The sequence below is a fragment of the Sphingobium xenophagum genome, from assembly GCF_031457465.1.
GTDB lineage: Bacteria > Pseudomonadota > Alphaproteobacteria > Sphingomonadales > Sphingomonadaceae > Sphingobium > Sphingobium xenophagum_A.
In genome coordinates this window covers 111,295-128,392 of the sequence record NZ_JAVDWV010000012.1, presented here as the reverse complement: position 1 = coordinate 128,392, position 17,098 = coordinate 111,295, and the positions used below count along the sequence as shown (strand labels likewise).

The following is a 17,098-nucleotide window of genomic DNA, read 5'->3' as shown; positions in this document are numbered from 1 at the left end:
CATTGACGCAAGGCCTGTTTTCCATTCCTAGGCAGAGCTAATGGATCCTGACTTTCGTCAGGATGACGCCGAGATTGAAGAGCCGCGCGCAGGAAAGACAATGATGACAGACATTAGCGCATTGAAAGCCGGGCTGATCGCCGACATCGACGCCGCCGACACGCCGGACGCGGTGGAGGCGTTGCGGGTGGGGGCGTTGGGCAAGAATGGGGTCATCACCGGCCTGCTCAAGACGCTGGGGCCGATGTCGCCGCAGGAGCGGCTGGAACAAGGCCCGCCGATTCAGGATCTGCGCGAATCCGTCACCGCCGCCATCGCCGCGCGCAAGGCTGCGCTCGAAAGCGCCGCGCTCGATGCGCGCCTGGCGTCGGAAAAGATCGACATGACCCTGCCCGCCGATCCGGCCCCGCAGGGCAGCGTCCACCCGGTCAGCCAAGTGATGGACGAACTGGCCGAAATCTTCGCCGATCTGGGATTCTCCGTCGCCACCGGGCCGGAGATTGAGGACGACTGGCATAATTTCACCGCGCTCAACATTCCCGAAACCCATCCCGCGCGCGCGATGCACGACACTTTCTATTTCCCCGATGAGGAGGGGCAGAAGCGGATGCTGCTGCGCACCCATACCTCGCCGGTCCAGATCCGCACGATGATGACGACGCCCCCGCCGATCCGCATCATCGCGCCCGGCCGCGTCTATCGCAGCGATAGCGACGCGACCCACACGCCGATGTTCCACCAGATCGAGGGGCTGGTGATCGACAAGGGCATCACGCTCGGTCACCTGAAATGGACGCTGGAAACCTTTCTCAAGGCCTTTTTCGAGCGCGAGGATATCGTCCTGCGCCTGCGCCCCAGCTATTTCCCCTTCACCGAACCCTCGGTCGAGGTCGATGTCGGCTATACGCTGACCAACGGCCAGCGCGTCATCGGCGGCGACGGCGATGCGCCCGATGGCGGCTGGCTCGAAGTGCTGGGTAGCGGCATGGTCAATCGCCGCGTGATCGAAAGCTGCGGCCTTGACCCCGACGAATGGCAGGGCTTCGCCTTCGGCACCGGGGTCGACCGGCTTGCCATGCTCAAATATGGGATGAACGACTTGCGTGCCTTCTTCGACGGCGACCTGCGCTGGCTCAAACATTATGGCTTCTCCGCGCTCGACGTACCCACGCTCAGCGGAGGAGTCGGCGCATGAAGTTCACGCTCAGCTGGCTCAAGACGCATCTCGCTACCGATGCCGACCTGGCGACGATCCTCAAGAAACTCAACGCCATCGGCCTGGAGGTGGACGGCGTCGACAACCCGGCCGACAAGCTCGCCGCGTTCAAGATCGCGCGCGTGCTGACCGCCGATCCCCATCCGCAGGCGGACAAGCTGCAGGTGCTGACCGTCGATCAAGGCGACGGCACCCCGTTGCAGGTCGTGTGTGGCGCGCCCAATGCGCGCGCGGGGCTGGTCGGCGTGTTCGGGACGGAGGGCGCAGTCGTGCCATCCAATGGCATGGTGCTGAAAAAGACCGCGATTCGCGGCGTCGATTCCAACGGCATGATGTGTTCCTCGCGCGAGCTGGAACTGGGCGATGATCATGACGGCATCATCGAACTGCCCGGCGACGCGCCGGTGGGGCAGGCCTATGCCGACTGGGCGGGCCTCAATGATCCGGTCATCGACGTGTCGATCACCCCCAATCGCCAGGATTGCATGGGCGTGCGCGGCATCGCCCGCGACCTTGCCGCCGCTGGCCTCGGCACGCTCAACGCGCTGATCGTGCCGCCGATCGCGGGCGTCGGTCCCGGCCCGGACGTGCGCACCGACGATGCCGAAGGCTGCCCCGCTTTCTATGCGCGGACGGTGCGCGGCGTGAAGAACGGTCAGTCCCCCGACTGGATGGCCAAACAGCTCAAGGCTATCGGCCAGAAGCCGATCAGCACCTTGGTCGACATCACCAACTATATCATGATCGACCTTGGCCGCCCGCTGCACGTCTATGACATGGCGAGCCTCAAGGGCGGCCTGGTCGCGCGCAAGGGCAAGGCGGGCGAGCAAGTGCTGGCGCTCAACGGCAAGACCTACACCGTCGATGAGACGATGACCGTGATCGCCGACGATGAAGCCGTCCACGACATTGGCGGCATCATGGGCGGCGAACATTCGGGCGCGCAGGACAGCACGACCGACGTGCTGATCGAATGCGCCTATTTCACGCCCGAACGGATCGCGATGACGGGGCAGAAGCTCACCCTCACCTCCGACGCGCGCGGCCGCTTCGAACGCGGGGTCGATCCCGCCTTCCTCGACGATGGCCTGTCGATCGCTACCTTCCTTGTCACGCATCTGTGCGGCGGCACGCCCAGCGAACCGACCCGCGCGGGCAGCCCGCCGCTCACCCCCAAGGTGATCGACTATGATCCCGACCAGTGCGTGGCGCTGGCCGGTGTCGATGTCCCCGCCGACGAACAGAAGCGCATCCTGACCAATCTGGGCTTCACCGTCACCGGCGAGGCGGCGAGCTTCGATTATCAGGACGGCATGCCCATCAGCTTGCCCGGCCATTGGGCCGTCACCGTGCCAAGCTGGCGCCGCGACGTCGATGGCTGGCCCGATCTGGTCGAGGAAGTGGTGCGCATCGTCGGGCTTGACCATGTGCCCTCTACCCCGCTGCCGCGCGTGCCGGGCGTCGCCCGCCCCACCGCCACGCCCGAACAATTGGTCGAACGGCGCGTGCGCCGCACGGCGGCCGCGCGCGGCCTGTCCGAAGCGATCAACTGGTCTTTCCTCTCCGAAAAGGAAGCCGCGTCGGTCGGCGGTGGCGACTGGGTATTAGCCAACCCGATCTCCGAAGACCTCAAGGTCATGCGGCCCTCGCTGCTGCCGGGCCTTTTGTCCGCGACCCGCCGCAACATGGATCGCGGTGCCTCTTCGGTGCGGCTATTCGAGCTTGGCCGACGCTATTTCAAGCAGGGCGAGCGCGCGACGGTCGGCTTCGTGCTGGCCGGCGATCAGTCCCCGCGCGGTTGGCAGACCGGCAAGGCGCAGGCTTTCTCCGCCTACGACGCGAAGGGCGAAGTCGTCGCCCTGCTCGCCGCGGCGGGCGCACCGGTCGCCAATCTGCAGAATTTCGGCGATGCGTCTGGCGCTTATCATCCCGGCCAGTCAGGCACGCTGCGCCTTGGCCCCAAGGTGGTTCTCGCCGAATATGGCGTGCTGCACCCAGCCCTCGCCAAGCAGTTCGGGCTTAACGGCACGGTGGTTGCGGGCGAAATCTTCCTGGATGCCATTCCGGGCAAGCGCAAATCGGGCTTCATGCGCGCGCCTTATGCGCCGCCTGCGCTGCAGGCGGTGAAGCGCGACTTCGCCTTCGTCGTGCCGGAGCAGCAGGAAGCCGACGCGCTGGTCCGCGCGGTCAAGGGCGCGGACAAGAAGGCGATCGTCGACGCCCGACTGTTCGACGTGTTCACCGGACCGGGCGTCGAGGAGGGCCATAAGAGCCTCGCCATCGAAGTCACGCTGCAGCCCGGCGACAAGAGCTTCACCCAGGACGATCTCGACGCCATCAGCGCCGCCATCGTGAAAGCCGCCCAGAAACTAGGCGGCGTCCTGCGGGGTTGATCCCATACTGTGCCCCGGCGAAGGGCGAGGTCCAGTTCCACGCTCTGAACTGGACCCCGGCCTTCGCCGGGGAACCAGTTCTAAGCAAACCACCGCCGCTTACTTCTTGTCGTCGTCCTTCTTCGGCTTTGCCACCACCGGCGGCGCGATCGGGGCGATCTTGCAGCCCTTGGCAGACGCCAGCCCGCGCAGATAGCCGCGCCGTGCGATTCCCGCCGTCACCGCCGCCTGCAAGCGCCGCTCGGCCGGGGCCGCGCCGCTGATCTCGCGCACCAGCCCACGGAACGGGATCAGCGAATTGACCACGGTCTTGCCGACCGCCGATGCGATCTTGCCCGTGCGATTTTCATTGGCCTCCTTGCCAACGACAAAGTCATCGCCCAGCACAGCGTTGAGTTCGCCAAGGCTGCGATTGAGTTCGGTGCAGGTGCGCGACGGCGGAGCCGCATAAGGATTGTCCACCGCCTTGAGCAGGACTGTCGGAATATCCTCTTTTTCCAGACCGATGTCGCGCACCGGCTGGCGCGCGATCTCACCCGCCCGGTCCAGCGTATCGTCCCTTGGCTTGTCCTTGTCCTGCGCCAGCGCGGTCCCCGACAGCAGCAGGGACAGGGTGGCCGCAGCGATAAATGATTTCATAGTGTTTCTCCCGATCGCCAAACCAGCGACCAGGGGTTTCAGTTCCCAGACGAAACGATTGCCGGGGCAGACAGGCCCATGTCACACCGCTATGGGGGGCGGGACAGCCCAGGAGCCGCCCTTGTCCGACGCCTTCATCTCCATCGCCTCGCCCATCCTGTCCGCCGCCATAAACCCGCTGGGGGCCGAACTCTGGTCGCTTCGGGACGCGCAAGGCCGCGACCTGATGACCGATGCCGATCCGCGCTGGTGGACTGGTCATGCGCCCCTGCTCTTCCCCTTCGTCGGCCGTTCGCGCGGCGACGTCTATCGGCTCGATGGGCAGGACTATCCCATGCCGCAACATGGCTTCGCCCGCCGCAGCGCCTTCGCGGTTATGGACCAGAGCGACGACAACGCGCTGTTCCGGCTGGAGGCGGACGACGCCAGCCGCGCCATCTACCCCTTCGACTTCCGCCTCGACATGGCGTTCGCGCTGACCGACGCGACGCTGCACATGACCGCCACCGTCTCCAACCGGGGCGACACGGTCATGCCCTTCGCCTTTGGCTATCACCCCGCCTTTGCCTGGCCGCTCCCTTATGGCGGCAGCGTCGAGGAGCATCGCATCGTCTTCGAACGCCCCGAACCCGCGCCGATCCGCAAAGTCGGCGACGAACCCGGCCTCATCGCCCGCGACAGCGCCCCCTCGCCGGTCGCGGGCGACAGCCTCGCCCCTACCCATGATATGTTCGCGGGTGACGCGCTGATCTGGGATGATCTCGCCAGCCGATCGCTCCTGTGGGGCGTGCCCGGCCAACCCCGGCTGCGGATCGACTTTCCCGACACGCCCTGGCTTGGCCTGTGGCAAAAGCCCGGCGCGCATTATTTGTGCGTCGAACCCTGGGCCGGGATGGCGGACCTGGTCGGGTTCGAGGGCGATGTCTGGGCCAAGCAGGGCATCATGGCCCTCCCCCCCGGCGACGCCCGCAGCTTCCGCATGGACGTTCGCGTCGTGATACCGCCTCAATAGCTGAAAAGTGCAATCCAGCTTACGTCCATCCAGGACAGTTTCCATGCAGCTTCGTTCGGCAAAGTTGGGAACAGATCGATCGCGAGCAGCAGCGCCGTCGCTCGTCCAATCCATTTGGGATTTCGATCTCCTAACCGGGCCATGCCCCAGACAAGAAAGAAAGTCAGCATCATAGGCCAGCCAAGACCGCCAAGGAAAAATACCAGCACGCGGAAGGGACTGCCATTTCCTGCGCCGAATACATCTGCCAGATTTTGAAGGAGCCAGCCACCAACCCCAAAAACCGGTTGTAGGACGACATTAAATAGTAGCGGGCCACCTATACCGCCGACGAAGGCGGGCAATATTGTCCCTGCAAGCCAAGCCCACAAGATTGCGACCCCCGAAGCGGTCCGAGGCGATCCAGCAGAGCGCTGATCGAGATCCGTGGTGCGGTCCTCGCGGGACGACTTCTCACTTTGCTGTCCATCCGATGCAAGCCGAGTCTGTGCAGCGCAAACTATTGCGCTATATGACGCACCATGACCATCCCATCCCGCCGCACCTTCGCGATCATTTCCCACCCTGACGCCGGCAAGACCACGCTGACAGAAAAGCTGCTGCTGGAAGGCGGCGCGATCCATCTGGCGGGTGAGGTCAAGGCGCGCGGGGCGAACCGCCGCGCCCGGTCGGACTGGATGAAGATCGAGCAGCAGCGCGGCATTTCCGTCACCTCCTCGGTCATGACGTTCGAGCGGACGCGCGATGGCGAGACCATCACCTTCAACCTGCTCGACACGCCGGGGCATGAGGATTTCTCCGAAGACACCTACCGCACCCTGACCGCCGTGGACTCCGCCGTCATGGTGATCGACGCAGCCAAGGGCATCGAGCCGCAGACGCGCAAATTGTTCGAGGTTTGCCGCCTGCGCAACCTGCCCATCATCACCTTCGTCAACAAGGTCGATCGCGAAGGCCGCGAAACCTTCGGCCTGCTTGACGAGGTCGCCGACCAGTTGCAGCTCGACGTCTGCCCGATGAGCTGGCCGGTCGGCATGGGTGGCGAGTTTGAAGGCATTTACGACTTCGCCACCAACCGGCTGATGCAGCCGACCGGCCCGTCCAAGGAATTTGACGGCACCCGCCACCAATTCACCGGCCTGGACGACCCCAAACTCGGCGACTTCCTCTCCCCCCGCGCGCTCGAACGGCTGCGCGAGGAAGCGGAATTGTCGCAGGGCGGCTATGCCAGCTTCGACCTCGACCGCTATCGGCAGGGTGATCTGACCCCGGTCTATTTCGGCTCGGCGCTCAAATTGTTCGGCGTCACCGAATTGATCGACGCGCTCGCCGCCCATGCGCCGCCGCCGCGCGCGCAGCCGGCCGAGCCCGCCGCGGTCGAACCCGACGCCAGCGAAGTCACCGGCTTCATCTTCAAGGTGCAGGCCAATATGGACCCGCAGCATCGCGACCGCATCGCCTTCATGCGCCTCGTCTCAGGCAAGTTCAAACGCGGCATGAAGCTGACGCCCTCAGGCTCCGGCAAGCCGCTGGCGGTCCATTCGCCCATCCTCTTCTTCGCGCAGGATCGCGAACTGGCGGACGAGGCTTTCCCTGGCGACATCATCGGCATTCCCAATCATGGCGCGCTGCGCGTCGGCGATACGCTGTCGGAGAAGCCCGGCCTGCGCTTCACCGGCCTGCCCAATTTCGCGCCCGAAATCCTGCGCCGCGTACAGTTGAAAGACCCGACCAAGACCAAGCAGTTGCGCAAGGCGCTGGACGACCTGTCCGAAGAGGGCGTGATCCAGGTTTTCTATCCCGAAATCGGCAGCCAGTGGATCGTCGGCGTCGTCGGCCAGTTGCAGCTCGAAGTGCTGATCTCGCGGCTCGATGCGGAATATAAGGTCGCCGCCGTGCTGGAGCCCTCGCCCTTCGACACCGCTCGCTGGATCGGCGGCGACGACGCGGCGATCAAGGAGATGGTCTCCTACAACAGTGCCAACATGGCCAAGGACCGCGACGACAATCTCGTCTTCATGGCCAAAAGCGCCTGGGACATTGGCTACCAGCAGGAACGCCACCCCAAAGTCACCTTCAGCGCCACGCGCGAGCGGTAGGGCAACGCGCGACTATTCCAAGGGAATAGTCGTCAGCCGACTCAGACAACATCATGTCGAAAGAATATTGGCGGAGACGCCGGGATTCGAACCCGGGGAGCCCCATTCAGGGCTCGACGGTTTAGCAAACCGCTGGTTTCAGCCACTCACCCACGTCTCCGCACGAATTGTCTGCCGGGTAGGCGGACAATGGCTGGGGAGGGGCTATAGCGATGGCCTTCCTGCATGGCAACGGGTCTGTCACAGCTATTTTGCAGGTCGAGCCGCCTTGTTCCTTCGTTCCGGCGCAGAATCGACTCAGATTGACTTTCGTTCATTGGCCTTTCAGCTTGAAAGCCGATAACCGGAAAAATGGTTGAGCGCAGTTTTTCGGGGAGCAACGGGCATGAATAGCAAAATGGGGCAGATGACCGCCCATGTTGCGCGGGCGGCGAGTTGGGCCATTGCGCTGACGGGACTGGCGCTGACGCCCGTCGCGACGCAGGCGCAGGTCCGCACGATCGACCCCAATACCGCCATTGATGCCGACCTTGCGCCGCCGCCGCCCCCCAATAGCGGGCCGACGGCCCCCGGCGTCGATTCCAGCATCTATGACAGCCCACCTGCTATTGAAGCGCCTGCGACCGCAACCGGCGCGCCGGTAACCGCCAATTCGCCTCCTGCAGCCCCTGATTCGTCCATATCCTATCAGGAAGATGACCTCATCGGGGCGGCCGAGGGCGTATTTGGCAAGGGGGCCGAAGGGCTGGCGGGCCTGATCGAAAAAGTGCTGAAGGATCAGGGGCGTCCCAACGCCTATATCGCAGGGCGGGAGGCATCGGGCGCCTTCGTTGTTGGCCTGCGCTACGGTTCCGGCACGTTGAACCATAAGGTCGAAGGCAAGCGCGAGGTCTATTGGACCGGCCCGTCCATCGGTTTCGACGTGGGCGGCAATGCCGCCAATACGTTCGTCCTGGTCTATAATCTCTACGACACGCAGGATCTCTATCATCGCTTCCCCGCAGCGGAGGGCACGGCCTATCTGGTGGGTGGCTTCACGGCCAGCTATCTGCGCTGGGGCAATGTCGTGCTGATCCCGATCCGGCTTGGCGTCGGCTATCGCTTGGGCGTCAATGCGGGCTATATGAAGTTCAGCGAAAAGCGGAACTGGCTGCCCTTCTAACCCTGGCTATAACGACAGGGCGAGTTGTTCGCCCTGTTCGACCGCTTCCTCTGCCTCCAGATTATGCACGCCCAGGCCCAGCAACCGCGCACCCATGCGCAGGGGTAATTGCGCCAGCAGCAATTCGCGCGCGGTCTGCGCCAGCAGGTCCGGCGATCGCACTGGCGCGGTGAAGCTGCGCGACCGGGTGATGATGCGGAAATCGGCGAACTTCACCTTCAGCACCACCGTCCGGCCCCAGGCCTGCGCCTTTTCGATCCGGGTCCATAGGCTGGCGGCGATCCGGTCTATCTCCGTAACCAACGCAGCCCGATCGGTCAGGTCGTCGAAAAATGTGTCCTCCACGCTGACGGACTTGCGCCCTTCGCGGTCGCGCACCGGCCGGTCATCCTGGCCCCGCGCGGCGCGATAATAATAGTCTGCCGCACTGCCGAAATGGGCCTGGAGAAAGCGCAGGTCGCGCGCGCGCAGGTCCGCCCCCGTCTCGATCCCCAATTCGTGCATCCGCCGCGCTGTCACTGGCCCTATGCCGTGGATGCGCCGTACCGGCATAGCCGCGATGAAGGCCGGGCCTTCGCTGGGTCGCACCACGCAGACGCCATCGGGTTTGTTCTGATCCGATGCCAGCTTGGCGATCAGCTTATTGTAGGACACGCCGGCCGAGGCCGTGAGGCCCGTTTCCGCGCGAATCAGATGCCGTATCTCTTCGGCCACCTGCGTTGCCGACGCGATGCCCGGCTTGTTCACCGTCACGTCCAGATAGGCTTCATCAAGCGAGAGCGGCTGGACGATCTCGGTATAGCGACTGAAAATCTCGCGAATATGGGTGGATGCCGCCCGATAGGCATCGAACCGTGGCGTAACGAAGATCAGACCTGGACAAAGCCGCCGTGCCCGTGCGCCGGGCATGGCCGATTTGACCCCGAAAGTGCGTGCTTCATAGCTGGCCGTCGCCACCACGCCACGCGGACCGCCGCCGCCCACGGCGATCGGCTGGCCGCGGAGCGCAGGGTCGTCGCGCTGTTCCACCGACGCATAGAAAGCATCCATGTCGATATGGATGATCTTGCGCAGCGGTGGCGGCACGGGGTCCATGGCCCAATTCTATGGCATAATCAGAACAAAAGAGAAACGAAATTGCGCCGCATCTATGTCTGGTTCTTGAGCGCCAGCAGGGCCGCGAACGGTCCGGTCTGATCCTCGTTCAACACGCCCACCTCCTTGAGATAAGCATCGGCATCGGGGGAGCGGGGATAGGGGGCCATGACCAAAGCCATGGTTTCGGCGACGGCCTCGCCCATGTCGATGACCTGGCCGTCATAGCCGATCGTGTCGCAATCCTCGACATCCAGTTCCAGTTCGTCGCTATCGACCACATCGGTCCCTTCGACGATGAATCGCAGCAGGAAATCGCTGTCGATCTGTTCCGGCACGGGCAGGCCGGTCGCGACGCAGGGTTGCGACAGCGTGGCGCGAATCCGCCCGCGCGCGACGATCGCGCCATTGTCTTCGCCAAGTCCGTAATCGGCTTCCAGCCGGTCGAGTGCGAGCAGGCCGAAACGGCGCATCAAGGCCATGCGCTCTTCGGCCTTGGCCGCGATATGCAGGCTGCCCGCGAGGCGACCGATTTGATCGACCTTGATCGGACGTGAAAATTCAGGCGTGGGGACAGGAGTCATCCGATATCTCCTGCCAACAAGGCATCGCGCGACAGGCTGCCCAACCGCGTCCAGCGCGCCCGCAGCGCGCCTTCGACATGGGTTAGCGCGGTGTCCGACACCGTATCGCCGCGATACAGGTTGCGCACCAGCGCCTCGCGCAGATCCGCTTCGCCCGCCAGTGCCGTGCGATAGGCGCTGATCCGCCCGCCAAGCGCGCTCATCATCCGTCCGACATGCTTGCCGACCACGACATCGCCAATGCCTTCCTGCCGCAACTGCCCATCCATATCGTCGACGAACACTTCGGTCAGCCAGACGCTTTCCTGTGTCGCACCCTGTTCCTGCAACCGGACCAGCACCTGGCTCAAAATCGCGACGATCATGTCGAACCGGCCGTCCAGCGTGTCGGGCACGGCACCGTCCAGATACCAGTGCGGCTGGCGGCCTTCCGCGACGATGGCGTGATAGAGCGGCATCAGACTGTCCTTGGGGTCGGTGCGCCCGAACAGTCTTTGCAGGAAGGAAGGGGAGGCGGTGGACATGCGGCAACGTCTTTTCATGGTGGATGGGCGGGCGGCGCGCGTTGCCCCATATTTCGCGCCCCTTGCCGGGGGCGGCGCATTTCCATATTGATCGCTGCGTCGCCCAATGCAATGGCGGCGTCATGTTTCTTGGGTTCGCGGGTCCGCCCCCGCAGGAGAAGTCGATGCGTCCGTTCAGCCGTCATTCCGCACAGGGGCGCATCCTGCTCGCCATAGGCCTTGGCGCGCTCGTGCTGGGCGCATCGGGTTGCACCCGCGTTCGCACGCATCAGGGGTATCAGGTCGACAAGCTGCTGGTCGATTCAGTCCAGCCGGGTATCGACAATCGCGCTTCGGTCGAAGGCACATTGGGGCGGCCGACCTTCACCTCGCAGTTCGGCGAGCAGGAATGGTATTATATTTCGCGCAGCATGCGCGCGCTGGCCTTCTCCAATCCCAAGCCCGTCGATCAGACCGTGCTGCGCGTCCGCTTCGACCCGGCAGGCAATGTCGCGGCGGTTGATCGCATCGGACTGGAACAGGTCGCCAATATTTCGCCATCAGGGGACAAGACCCCGACGCTTGGACGCAACCGCAGCCTGTTTGACGAGATTTTCGGCAATATCGGCGCGGTCGGCGCCGGTGGCATGGGTGGTACAGGCGGGGCCGGCGGCCCTGGCCCGAACGGCAGCTAAAAACAGGCCTAGCGTCCGTGATCGCCACGGGATTGCCCCGTGGTTGTATCACTTGCTTGATACACGCTCTGTAAAGGCAACCCGGCACCGTATGATCGTTAGAACTGCGCGGATTATGTCGGTTTAGGGTTGCGTCCTCGCGTGGGAATGGGAAAGACGGTCATCATCCACTGATAGGCCTGCCATCCTCGTGTCCTGAGGGTATCGACCCGGAGAAGAGTTTGTTTTTGGTCCCGCTTTGCCTCCTGCCATTCGTCGGCACCTTGTTGCTGTCGATCATGGGCAGGGCGAGCCGAAATGGTCTGGCTGCGATCGCCTTGCTCCCCGCCATGGCCGGGCTTGTCCTGCTGGCCAGGGTCGCCCCGTTCATATTGCGCGGCGGCGTGGTGGAATGGCACATGGACTGGGTGCCGATATTGGGGCTGGAGATCAGCCTGCGCCTCGATGCGCTGGGATTTCTTTTTGCCGGCCTGATCCTGGGCATCGGGCTTCTCATCATTCTCTATGCCCGCTTCTATCTGGCAGCGGGCGACGCCATAGGCCGGTTCCTGGCGATGCTATTGCTGTTCCAGGGGGCCATGCTGGGCATCGCCCTGTCGGGCAATATCTTATTGCTGCTCATCTTCTGGGAACTGACCAGCCTGTCCTCCTTCCTGCTGATCGGTTTCCGCAGCGACACGGCGGCGGGGCGGCAGGGCGCGCGCATGGCGCTGGCCGTGACGGGCGGCGGCGGCCTGGCGCTGATCGGCGGTCTGGTATTGCTCGGCACGATCGTCGGCTCGTTCGAACTGGCTGACATATTGGCGAGCGGCGACATCATCCGGGCGTCGGCGCTCTATCCCGTGGCGCTGATCCTGATCCTGCTGGGGTGCTTCACCAAGTCGGCGCAATTTCCGTTTCACTTCTGGTTGCCCCACGCCATGGCCGCGCCCACGCCGGTCAGCGCCTATCTGCACAGCGCGACCATGGTGAAGGCCGGGGTGTTCCTGCTCGCGCGCTTCTGGCCAGTGCTGTCGGGCACGGACCTGTGGTTCTATCTGGTGACGACGACGGGGCTGATCACGATGATCCTCGGTGCGGCCGTCGCCCTGTTTCGCCATGATCTCAAGGCGATCCTCGCTTACTCCACCATCAGCCATCTTGGCCTGCTGACGATGTTGTTCGGCTTTGGCACGCCCGTCGCTGCAATGGTCGGCGTCTTCCACCTTCTCAACCATGCGCTGTTCAAGGCCGCCCTGTTCATGAACGCCGGGATTGTCGATCATGAAACGGGCACGCGCGACATTCGCCTGCTGGGCGGGCTGGCGACGCTGATGCCGATCACCGCGACGCTTGGGCTCGTCGCGTCTGCCTCCATGGCGGGCCTGCCGCCGCTCGCCGGTTTCCTGTCAAAGGAAATGATGCTGGAGGAGGCAGGGCATACGCTCTGGGCCGGACAATTCTGGATCGTCCCGCTTGCCGCCGTGATCGCGGCGATGCTGTCGGTGGCTTATTCCCTGCGCTATATCGTGCATCTTTATTTCGGGCCTCGCCCCGCTTCCTACCCTGCCCAGCCGCATGATCCGCCATTCGGGCTATGGGCACCTTCCGCCCTGCTGGTGGCGCTGACGATAGCGATCGGCCTGTTTCCGCAGACTTTGACGGCCGGTCTTATTACGTCCGCCGCAGCCGTCGTGACAGGGGGCACCGCGCCGCCATTCAAGCCCGCCCTCTGGCACGGTGTCACTCCGGCGCTGGTGATGAGCATTGTGGCGGTGATGATCGGAACGCTGATGCTGTGGCGGCATGGCATATTATTGCGCACATGGGACGCCCTGCCGCTGCCCGATGCCAAGCGGATGTTCGATCGGACGCTGGATTGGCTGGTCGATCGCGCGAAGGACATGACGCAGGCCATTCACAATGGATCGCTCCAGCGGCAGCTTGGCCTGCTGTTCCTTGTCGCCATCCTCGTCGGTGCGCTGGGCGTGTGGACCGGCGGCTATGCGCCTGGCACCCGACCGACCATCCCGGCACCGCCAATGGCCATCATCGCCTGGGGCCTGCTGCTCGCAGCAGTCGCGGCGGTGGTGAAGGCGCAGCGTCAACGCTATCTGACGCTGGTCTATATCAGCGTCGTTGGCCTCGTCGTCTCGCTGGCCTTTGTCTATCTGTCGGCGCCGGACCTCGCCCTGACGCAGATTTCGGTGGAGGTGGTGACGATCCTGCTGCTGCTGCTGGCGCTCAACCTGATGCCAAAGCAGCCGGTTCGCCTTTCCAGCAATGCACTTCGGCTGCGCGACGGTCTTATCGGTCTAGCCGGGGGCACGGCCGCAGGCCTTGCCGCCTGGGCGGTGATGACGCGCGAACCCAATGACCCGATCTCCGCCTATCATTGGGCGAACAGCTATTCGGGCGGTGGCGGGACCAATGTGGTCAATGTCACGCTGGTCGATTTCCGCGCCTTTGATACGTTCGGGGAGATCACGGTGCTGGGCATCGCCGCGCTCACCATCTTCGCCTTGCTGCAACCGGCGGCGCGCGGGCCGTCTGGCCAGCGCCTGCGACAATGGGTGGCGGATCTCCCCCGTTCGCCCGAACGCCATCCCATGATGTTCGCCGTGGCCGCACGTCTTCTTTTGCCATTGGCGACGATGATCGGCCTTTTCATCTTCCTGCGCGGGCATAATCTGCCAGGCGGCGGCTTCATCGCCGGGCTGGTCGTCTCCATCGCGATGTTGATGCAATATATGGCGTCGGGCTTTGAATGGGCCGATCAGCGGCGGCGGATCGACGAGCATATGCTGATCGGCCTGGGCGTCACCATTGCCGCGCTCACCGGACTTGGTTCACTGTTCTTCGGTGCGCCGCTGTTCACCAGCGCCTTTGGCTATGTCACATTGCCGCTCGTCGGGACGTTCGAACTGGCGACGGCGATGCTGTTCGACATTGGTGTCGCCATGACGGTGATCGGGGCAGTCATGCTGGCTCTCGCTGAACTCAGCCATATCTCGCAGCGGGCCGAAAAGGCGCTGGTCGAGGATGATGGCCCAATGGATATTGATCCGGCCAAATTGCGGGGGCCGCGGTCATGAGCATCGAATTTCTGGTCGCATCGGCCATCGCCGCGCTGACGGCTGCCGGCATTTATCTGGCGTTGCGGGGCCGTACCTTTCCAGTCGTGCTTGGTCTTGCGATGCTGTCCTATGCCATCAACCTCTTCCTTTTCGCCATCGGCCGCCTGACCGTGAACCACCCGCCGCTGTATGAAAAGGGCGTGACCGACTATGCCGACCCCCTGCCCCAGGCATTGGTGCTGACGGCCATCGTCATCTCCTTTGCCATGACCGCGCTTGCCGTCGTGCTGTCACTCCGCAGTTTTCTGGAAACCGGCACGGATCAGGTCGATGGCATAATCGAGGCCGATCCGCCCCATCCCGATCCGGAGGCGGCACCATGATCGACGCATTGATCGCAGCCCCGTTGATGCTTCCGGCCTTTGCCGGGACCGCCACCTTGCTGTTCCGCCGACGTCGTCGCTGGATCGGCGCGGCCCTCTCTGTCGGATCGACCGCCGGGCTTGTTCTGCTGGCGATCGTCCTGATGGGCCAGGCGCAGGGGCAAGGCCCGACCGCCTATGCGCTGGGCGACTGGCCAGCGCCCTTTGGCATTGTACTGGTGCTGGACCGGCTGGCGGCGATGCTGCTGTTGCTGACCGCCGTGCTTGGTCTGGCGGTCGCGGCCCACGCCACCTTGACCGGGCTTGATCGCAAGGGCTGGCATTTCCATCCCCTGTTCCAGTTTCAGCTCCTCGGCATCAATGGCGCGTTTCTCACTGGTGATCTGTTCAACCTGTTCGTCTTCTTCGAAGTGCTGCTGATCGCCTCCTATGGGCTGATGTTGCATGGACAGGGCGCGCAAAGGCTGACGGCGGGCGTGCAATATGTGATCGTCAACCTCATCGGTTCGACCCTGTTCCTGATCGCGCTCGGCCTGCTCTATGGTGTCACCGGCACGCTCAACATGGCCGATATGGCCGTTCGGGTCGCGTCTTTGCCGCCCGGAGATGTCGGCCTGCTGCGCGCGGGCGGGTTGCTGCTGGTCACGGTTTTCGCGCTCAAGGCCGCGCTTGCACCGCTGCATCTGTGGCTGCCCCGCACCTATGGATCGACGGCTCCTGCCGTGGCGGCGCTGTTTGCGATCATGACCAAAGTGGGTGCCTATGCGATCATCCGTACCGTGCCGCTAATCTTTGGCGACTGGGTCGGTCAGGTGCTGCTGCCAGCAGCGCTGGTCGCAATATTGCTCGGATTTGCGGGGCTGCTCGCGGCGCGGGGATTGCGTGACATGGCGGCGTTCGGCCTGATTGGCTCGACGGCCACCCTGCTCGTTGCCATTGCCCAGTTCGATCAGTCTGCGATGAGCGCTGCTCTCTACTATCTGCCGCATACCACCCTGTCCGCTGCCCTCCTGTTCCTGACCGTCGACCTCGTCATTCGCTGGCGTCCGGCCGAGGGTGATTCGATCGTGCCGACCTCGGCCTTTGCCGGACAGGGCCGACTGGCGCTGCTGTTCCTGGCGGCGGCGGTGGCACTGGCCGGGTTGCCCCCGCTTTCGGGCTTCATCGGCAAATTGCTGATTCTTCAGGCCTCGCTTGCGTCATCTTCTGCCATCGTCATCTGGGCCTTGGTGCTTGTAACCAGCCTGCTGGCGGTTGTCGGACTGGCGCGGGCCGGGACCACGGTGTTCTGGAAACAGGGCCAATGCCCCCCGACATCCAAGAACCGCACCGCTTTCCGCGCGATAGAAGCGATGCCAGCCTTTTTCCTGCTGGCTATGCTGGGCCTTCTGACCGTGGCTGCCGGACCGGCCACCGCCTATGCCGATGCGACCAGCCGCCAGATTTTCGATATGTCCGCTTATGTCCGCGCCGTCCTAGGGCCGGATGCGCCGGGAGCCGTCCGATGAAGCGCCTGCTGCCGCATCCCGGCCTTACCCTTCTGCTCGTCATCATGTGGATGCTGGTGCTCAACAGCCTCAGCATGGGCGGCTTCCTGCTGGGCCTTTTCTTTGCCATCATGGTGCCGCTCTACACCGCACCCTTCTGGCCGGATCGCCCGCAGATGCGGCTCGGCTTGCCCCTGCTCGGCTATATACTGGTCGTTGTCTGGGATATTGTCGTCGCCAATTTCGAGGTGGCCCGGCTGATCCTGTTCCGCCGCAATCGAGACTTTCGGTCCTGCTGGCTCAGCGTTCCGCTCGACCTGCGATCGGCCGAAGCGATTACCTTGCTGGCGGGCACCGTCAGCCTGACCCCCGGCACCGTTTCCACCGATATTTCCACCGATGGCCGCTATCTGCTGGTCCATGCCCTCGATACAGGCGATGCAGCCAGTGATATCGCGCGTATCAAGAGCCGCTATGAGCGCCGCCTGCTGGAGATTTTCCGATGATAGAGACCGCTCTGTCGATCGCGCTAGGCTGTGTGGCGCTCGCCATGCTCCTCAACCTCTATCGCCTGTTGCGAGGACCAACCGCACCGGATCGCATTCTGGCGCTCGATACGATGGTCATCAATGCCATCGCGCTCATCATCCTGTTTGGCATATTGGAAGAAAGCGGCACCTATTTCGAGGCGGCGCTGTTGCTGGCGATGGTCGGGTTCGTGGGGACCGTGGCCTATACCAAATTTCTGCTGCGCGGCGATATTGTGGAATAGGA

Annotated in this window: 16 protein-coding genes and 1 tRNA gene; 11 read left to right on the top strand and 6 right to left on the bottom strand. The window is 63.8% G+C overall.

The features are described 5' to 3' along the window. The first annotated feature begins 103 nt into the window (after positions 1 to 103). Both pheS and pheT read left to right on the top strand, forming a co-directional pair. Positions 104 to 1,195 carry a phenylalanine--tRNA ligase subunit alpha gene (pheS, locus tag J2W40_RS13815; protein ID WP_310225853.1) on the top strand — a complete coding sequence of 364 codons (1,092 nt, stop codon included), beginning with the start codon at positions 104 to 106 and terminating at the stop codon, positions 1,193 to 1,195. Further along, positions 1,192 to 3,609, top strand: a complete 2,418-nt coding sequence (gene pheT, locus J2W40_RS13810; protein ID WP_310225748.1) for a phenylalanine--tRNA ligase subunit beta — start codon at positions 1,192 to 1,194, stop codon at positions 3,607 to 3,609. Before pheS ends, pheT begins: the two co-directional genes overlap by 4 nt. Before the next feature lie 99 nt (positions 3,610 to 3,708). Here the strand turns inward: pheT and J2W40_RS13805 are convergent, their stop codons facing one another. Next, positions 3,709 to 4,248, bottom strand: a complete 540-nt coding sequence (locus J2W40_RS13805) for a hypothetical protein (protein ID WP_310225746.1) — start codon at positions 4,246 to 4,248, stop codon at positions 3,709 to 3,711. Positions 4,249 to 4,369: 121 nt separating this feature from the next. Here J2W40_RS13805 and J2W40_RS13800 point away from each other — a divergent pair, with 121 nt between their 5' ends. Beyond that, entirely contained in the window at positions 4,370 to 5,260 is an 891-nt protein-coding gene (locus J2W40_RS13800) for an aldose 1-epimerase family protein (protein WP_310225744.1), read from the top strand. Here J2W40_RS13800 and J2W40_RS13795 read toward each other — a convergent pair. Beyond that, complete coding sequence (locus J2W40_RS13795) at positions 5,254 to 5,604, bottom strand: hypothetical protein (protein ID WP_310225743.1); 351 nt, start codon at positions 5,602 to 5,604, stop codon at positions 5,254 to 5,256. The two genes, J2W40_RS13800 and J2W40_RS13795, sit on opposite strands and share 7 nt — an antisense overlap. Before the next feature lie 177 nt (positions 5,605 to 5,781). On the opposite strand from J2W40_RS13795, the gene J2W40_RS13790 reads away from it, so the two are divergent. Beyond that, positions 5,782 to 7,359 (top strand): peptide chain release factor 3, encoded by a 1,578-nt coding sequence (locus J2W40_RS13790; protein WP_310225742.1) that lies wholly within the window; start codon positions 5,782 to 5,784, stop codon positions 7,357 to 7,359. Positions 7,360 to 7,427: 68 nt separating this feature from the next. Here the strand turns inward: J2W40_RS13790 and J2W40_RS13785 are convergent. Further along, positions 7,428 to 7,519 (bottom strand) — tRNA-Ser (locus J2W40_RS13785). 225 nt (positions 7,520 to 7,744) lie between these two features. On the opposite strand from J2W40_RS13785, the gene J2W40_RS13780 reads away from it, so the two are divergent. Continuing rightward, the gene (locus J2W40_RS13780) at positions 7,745 to 8,521 is read left to right on the top strand and encodes a DUF1134 domain-containing protein (protein WP_310225740.1); all 777 of its coding nucleotides are present in this window, start codon (positions 7,745 to 7,747) and stop codon (positions 8,519 to 8,521) included. A gap of 6 nt (positions 8,522 to 8,527) precedes the next feature. Here J2W40_RS13780 and dinB read toward each other — a convergent pair whose 3' ends face one another. From dinB to J2W40_RS13765, 3 genes are read right to left on the bottom strand one after another with little or no spacing between them, the layout of a single operon-like run. Beyond that, positions 8,528 to 9,616, bottom strand: a complete 1,089-nt coding sequence (dinB, locus tag J2W40_RS13775; protein ID WP_310225738.1) for a DNA polymerase IV — start codon at positions 9,614 to 9,616, stop codon at positions 8,528 to 8,530. Positions 9,617 to 9,669: 53 nt separating this feature from the next. Then, positions 9,670 to 10,200 carry a DUF177 domain-containing protein gene (locus J2W40_RS13770; protein WP_310225736.1) on the bottom strand — a complete coding sequence of 177 codons (531 nt, stop codon included), beginning with the start codon at positions 10,198 to 10,200 and terminating at the stop codon, positions 9,670 to 9,672. Then, the gene (locus J2W40_RS13765) at positions 10,197 to 10,724 is read right to left on the bottom strand and encodes a ubiquinol-cytochrome C chaperone family protein (protein ID WP_310225734.1); all 528 of its coding nucleotides are present in this window, start codon (positions 10,722 to 10,724) and stop codon (positions 10,197 to 10,199) included. The genes J2W40_RS13770 and J2W40_RS13765 overlap by 4 nt, the downstream gene beginning before the upstream one ends. Positions 10,725 to 10,846: 122 nt before the next feature. On the opposite strand from J2W40_RS13765, the gene J2W40_RS13760 reads away from it, so the two are divergent. The 6 genes from J2W40_RS13760 to J2W40_RS13735 all read left to right on the top strand — a co-directional run bounded on the left by J2W40_RS13760 (position 10,847) and on the right by J2W40_RS13735 (position 17,096). Beyond that, positions 10,847 to 11,398 carry an outer membrane protein assembly factor BamE gene (locus J2W40_RS13760; RefSeq protein ID WP_405053658.1) on the top strand — a complete coding sequence of 184 codons (552 nt, stop codon included), beginning with the start codon at positions 10,847 to 10,849 and terminating at the stop codon, positions 11,396 to 11,398. A gap of 221 nt (positions 11,399 to 11,619) precedes the next feature. Next, positions 11,620 to 14,472: a monovalent cation/H+ antiporter subunit A gene (locus J2W40_RS13755; RefSeq protein ID WP_310225732.1), complete on the top strand. Its 2,853-nt coding sequence runs from the start codon at positions 11,620 to 11,622 to the stop codon at positions 14,470 to 14,472. Continuing rightward, the gene (locus tag J2W40_RS13750) at positions 14,469 to 14,837 is read left to right on the top strand and encodes a Na+/H+ antiporter subunit C (protein ID WP_310225731.1); all 369 of its coding nucleotides are present in this window, start codon (positions 14,469 to 14,471) and stop codon (positions 14,835 to 14,837) included. Before J2W40_RS13755 ends, J2W40_RS13750 begins: the two co-directional genes overlap by 4 nt. Next, complete coding sequence (locus J2W40_RS13745; RefSeq protein ID WP_310225729.1) at positions 14,834 to 16,345, top strand: monovalent cation/H+ antiporter subunit D; 1,512 nt, start codon at positions 14,834 to 14,836, stop codon at positions 16,343 to 16,345. The genes J2W40_RS13750 and J2W40_RS13745 overlap by 4 nt, the downstream gene beginning before the upstream one ends. Beyond that, positions 16,342 to 16,830, top strand: coding sequence for a Na+/H+ antiporter subunit E (locus tag J2W40_RS13740; RefSeq protein ID WP_310225727.1), 489 nt, complete (start codon positions 16,342 to 16,344; stop codon positions 16,828 to 16,830). Before J2W40_RS13745 ends, J2W40_RS13740 begins: the two co-directional genes overlap by 4 nt. Beyond that, positions 16,827 to 17,096, top strand: a complete 270-nt coding sequence (locus J2W40_RS13735) for a K+/H+ antiporter subunit F (RefSeq protein WP_310225725.1) — start codon at positions 16,827 to 16,829, stop codon at positions 17,094 to 17,096. Before J2W40_RS13740 ends, J2W40_RS13735 begins: the two co-directional genes overlap by 4 nt. The last annotated feature ends 2 nt before the right edge of the window (positions 17,097 to 17,098 follow it).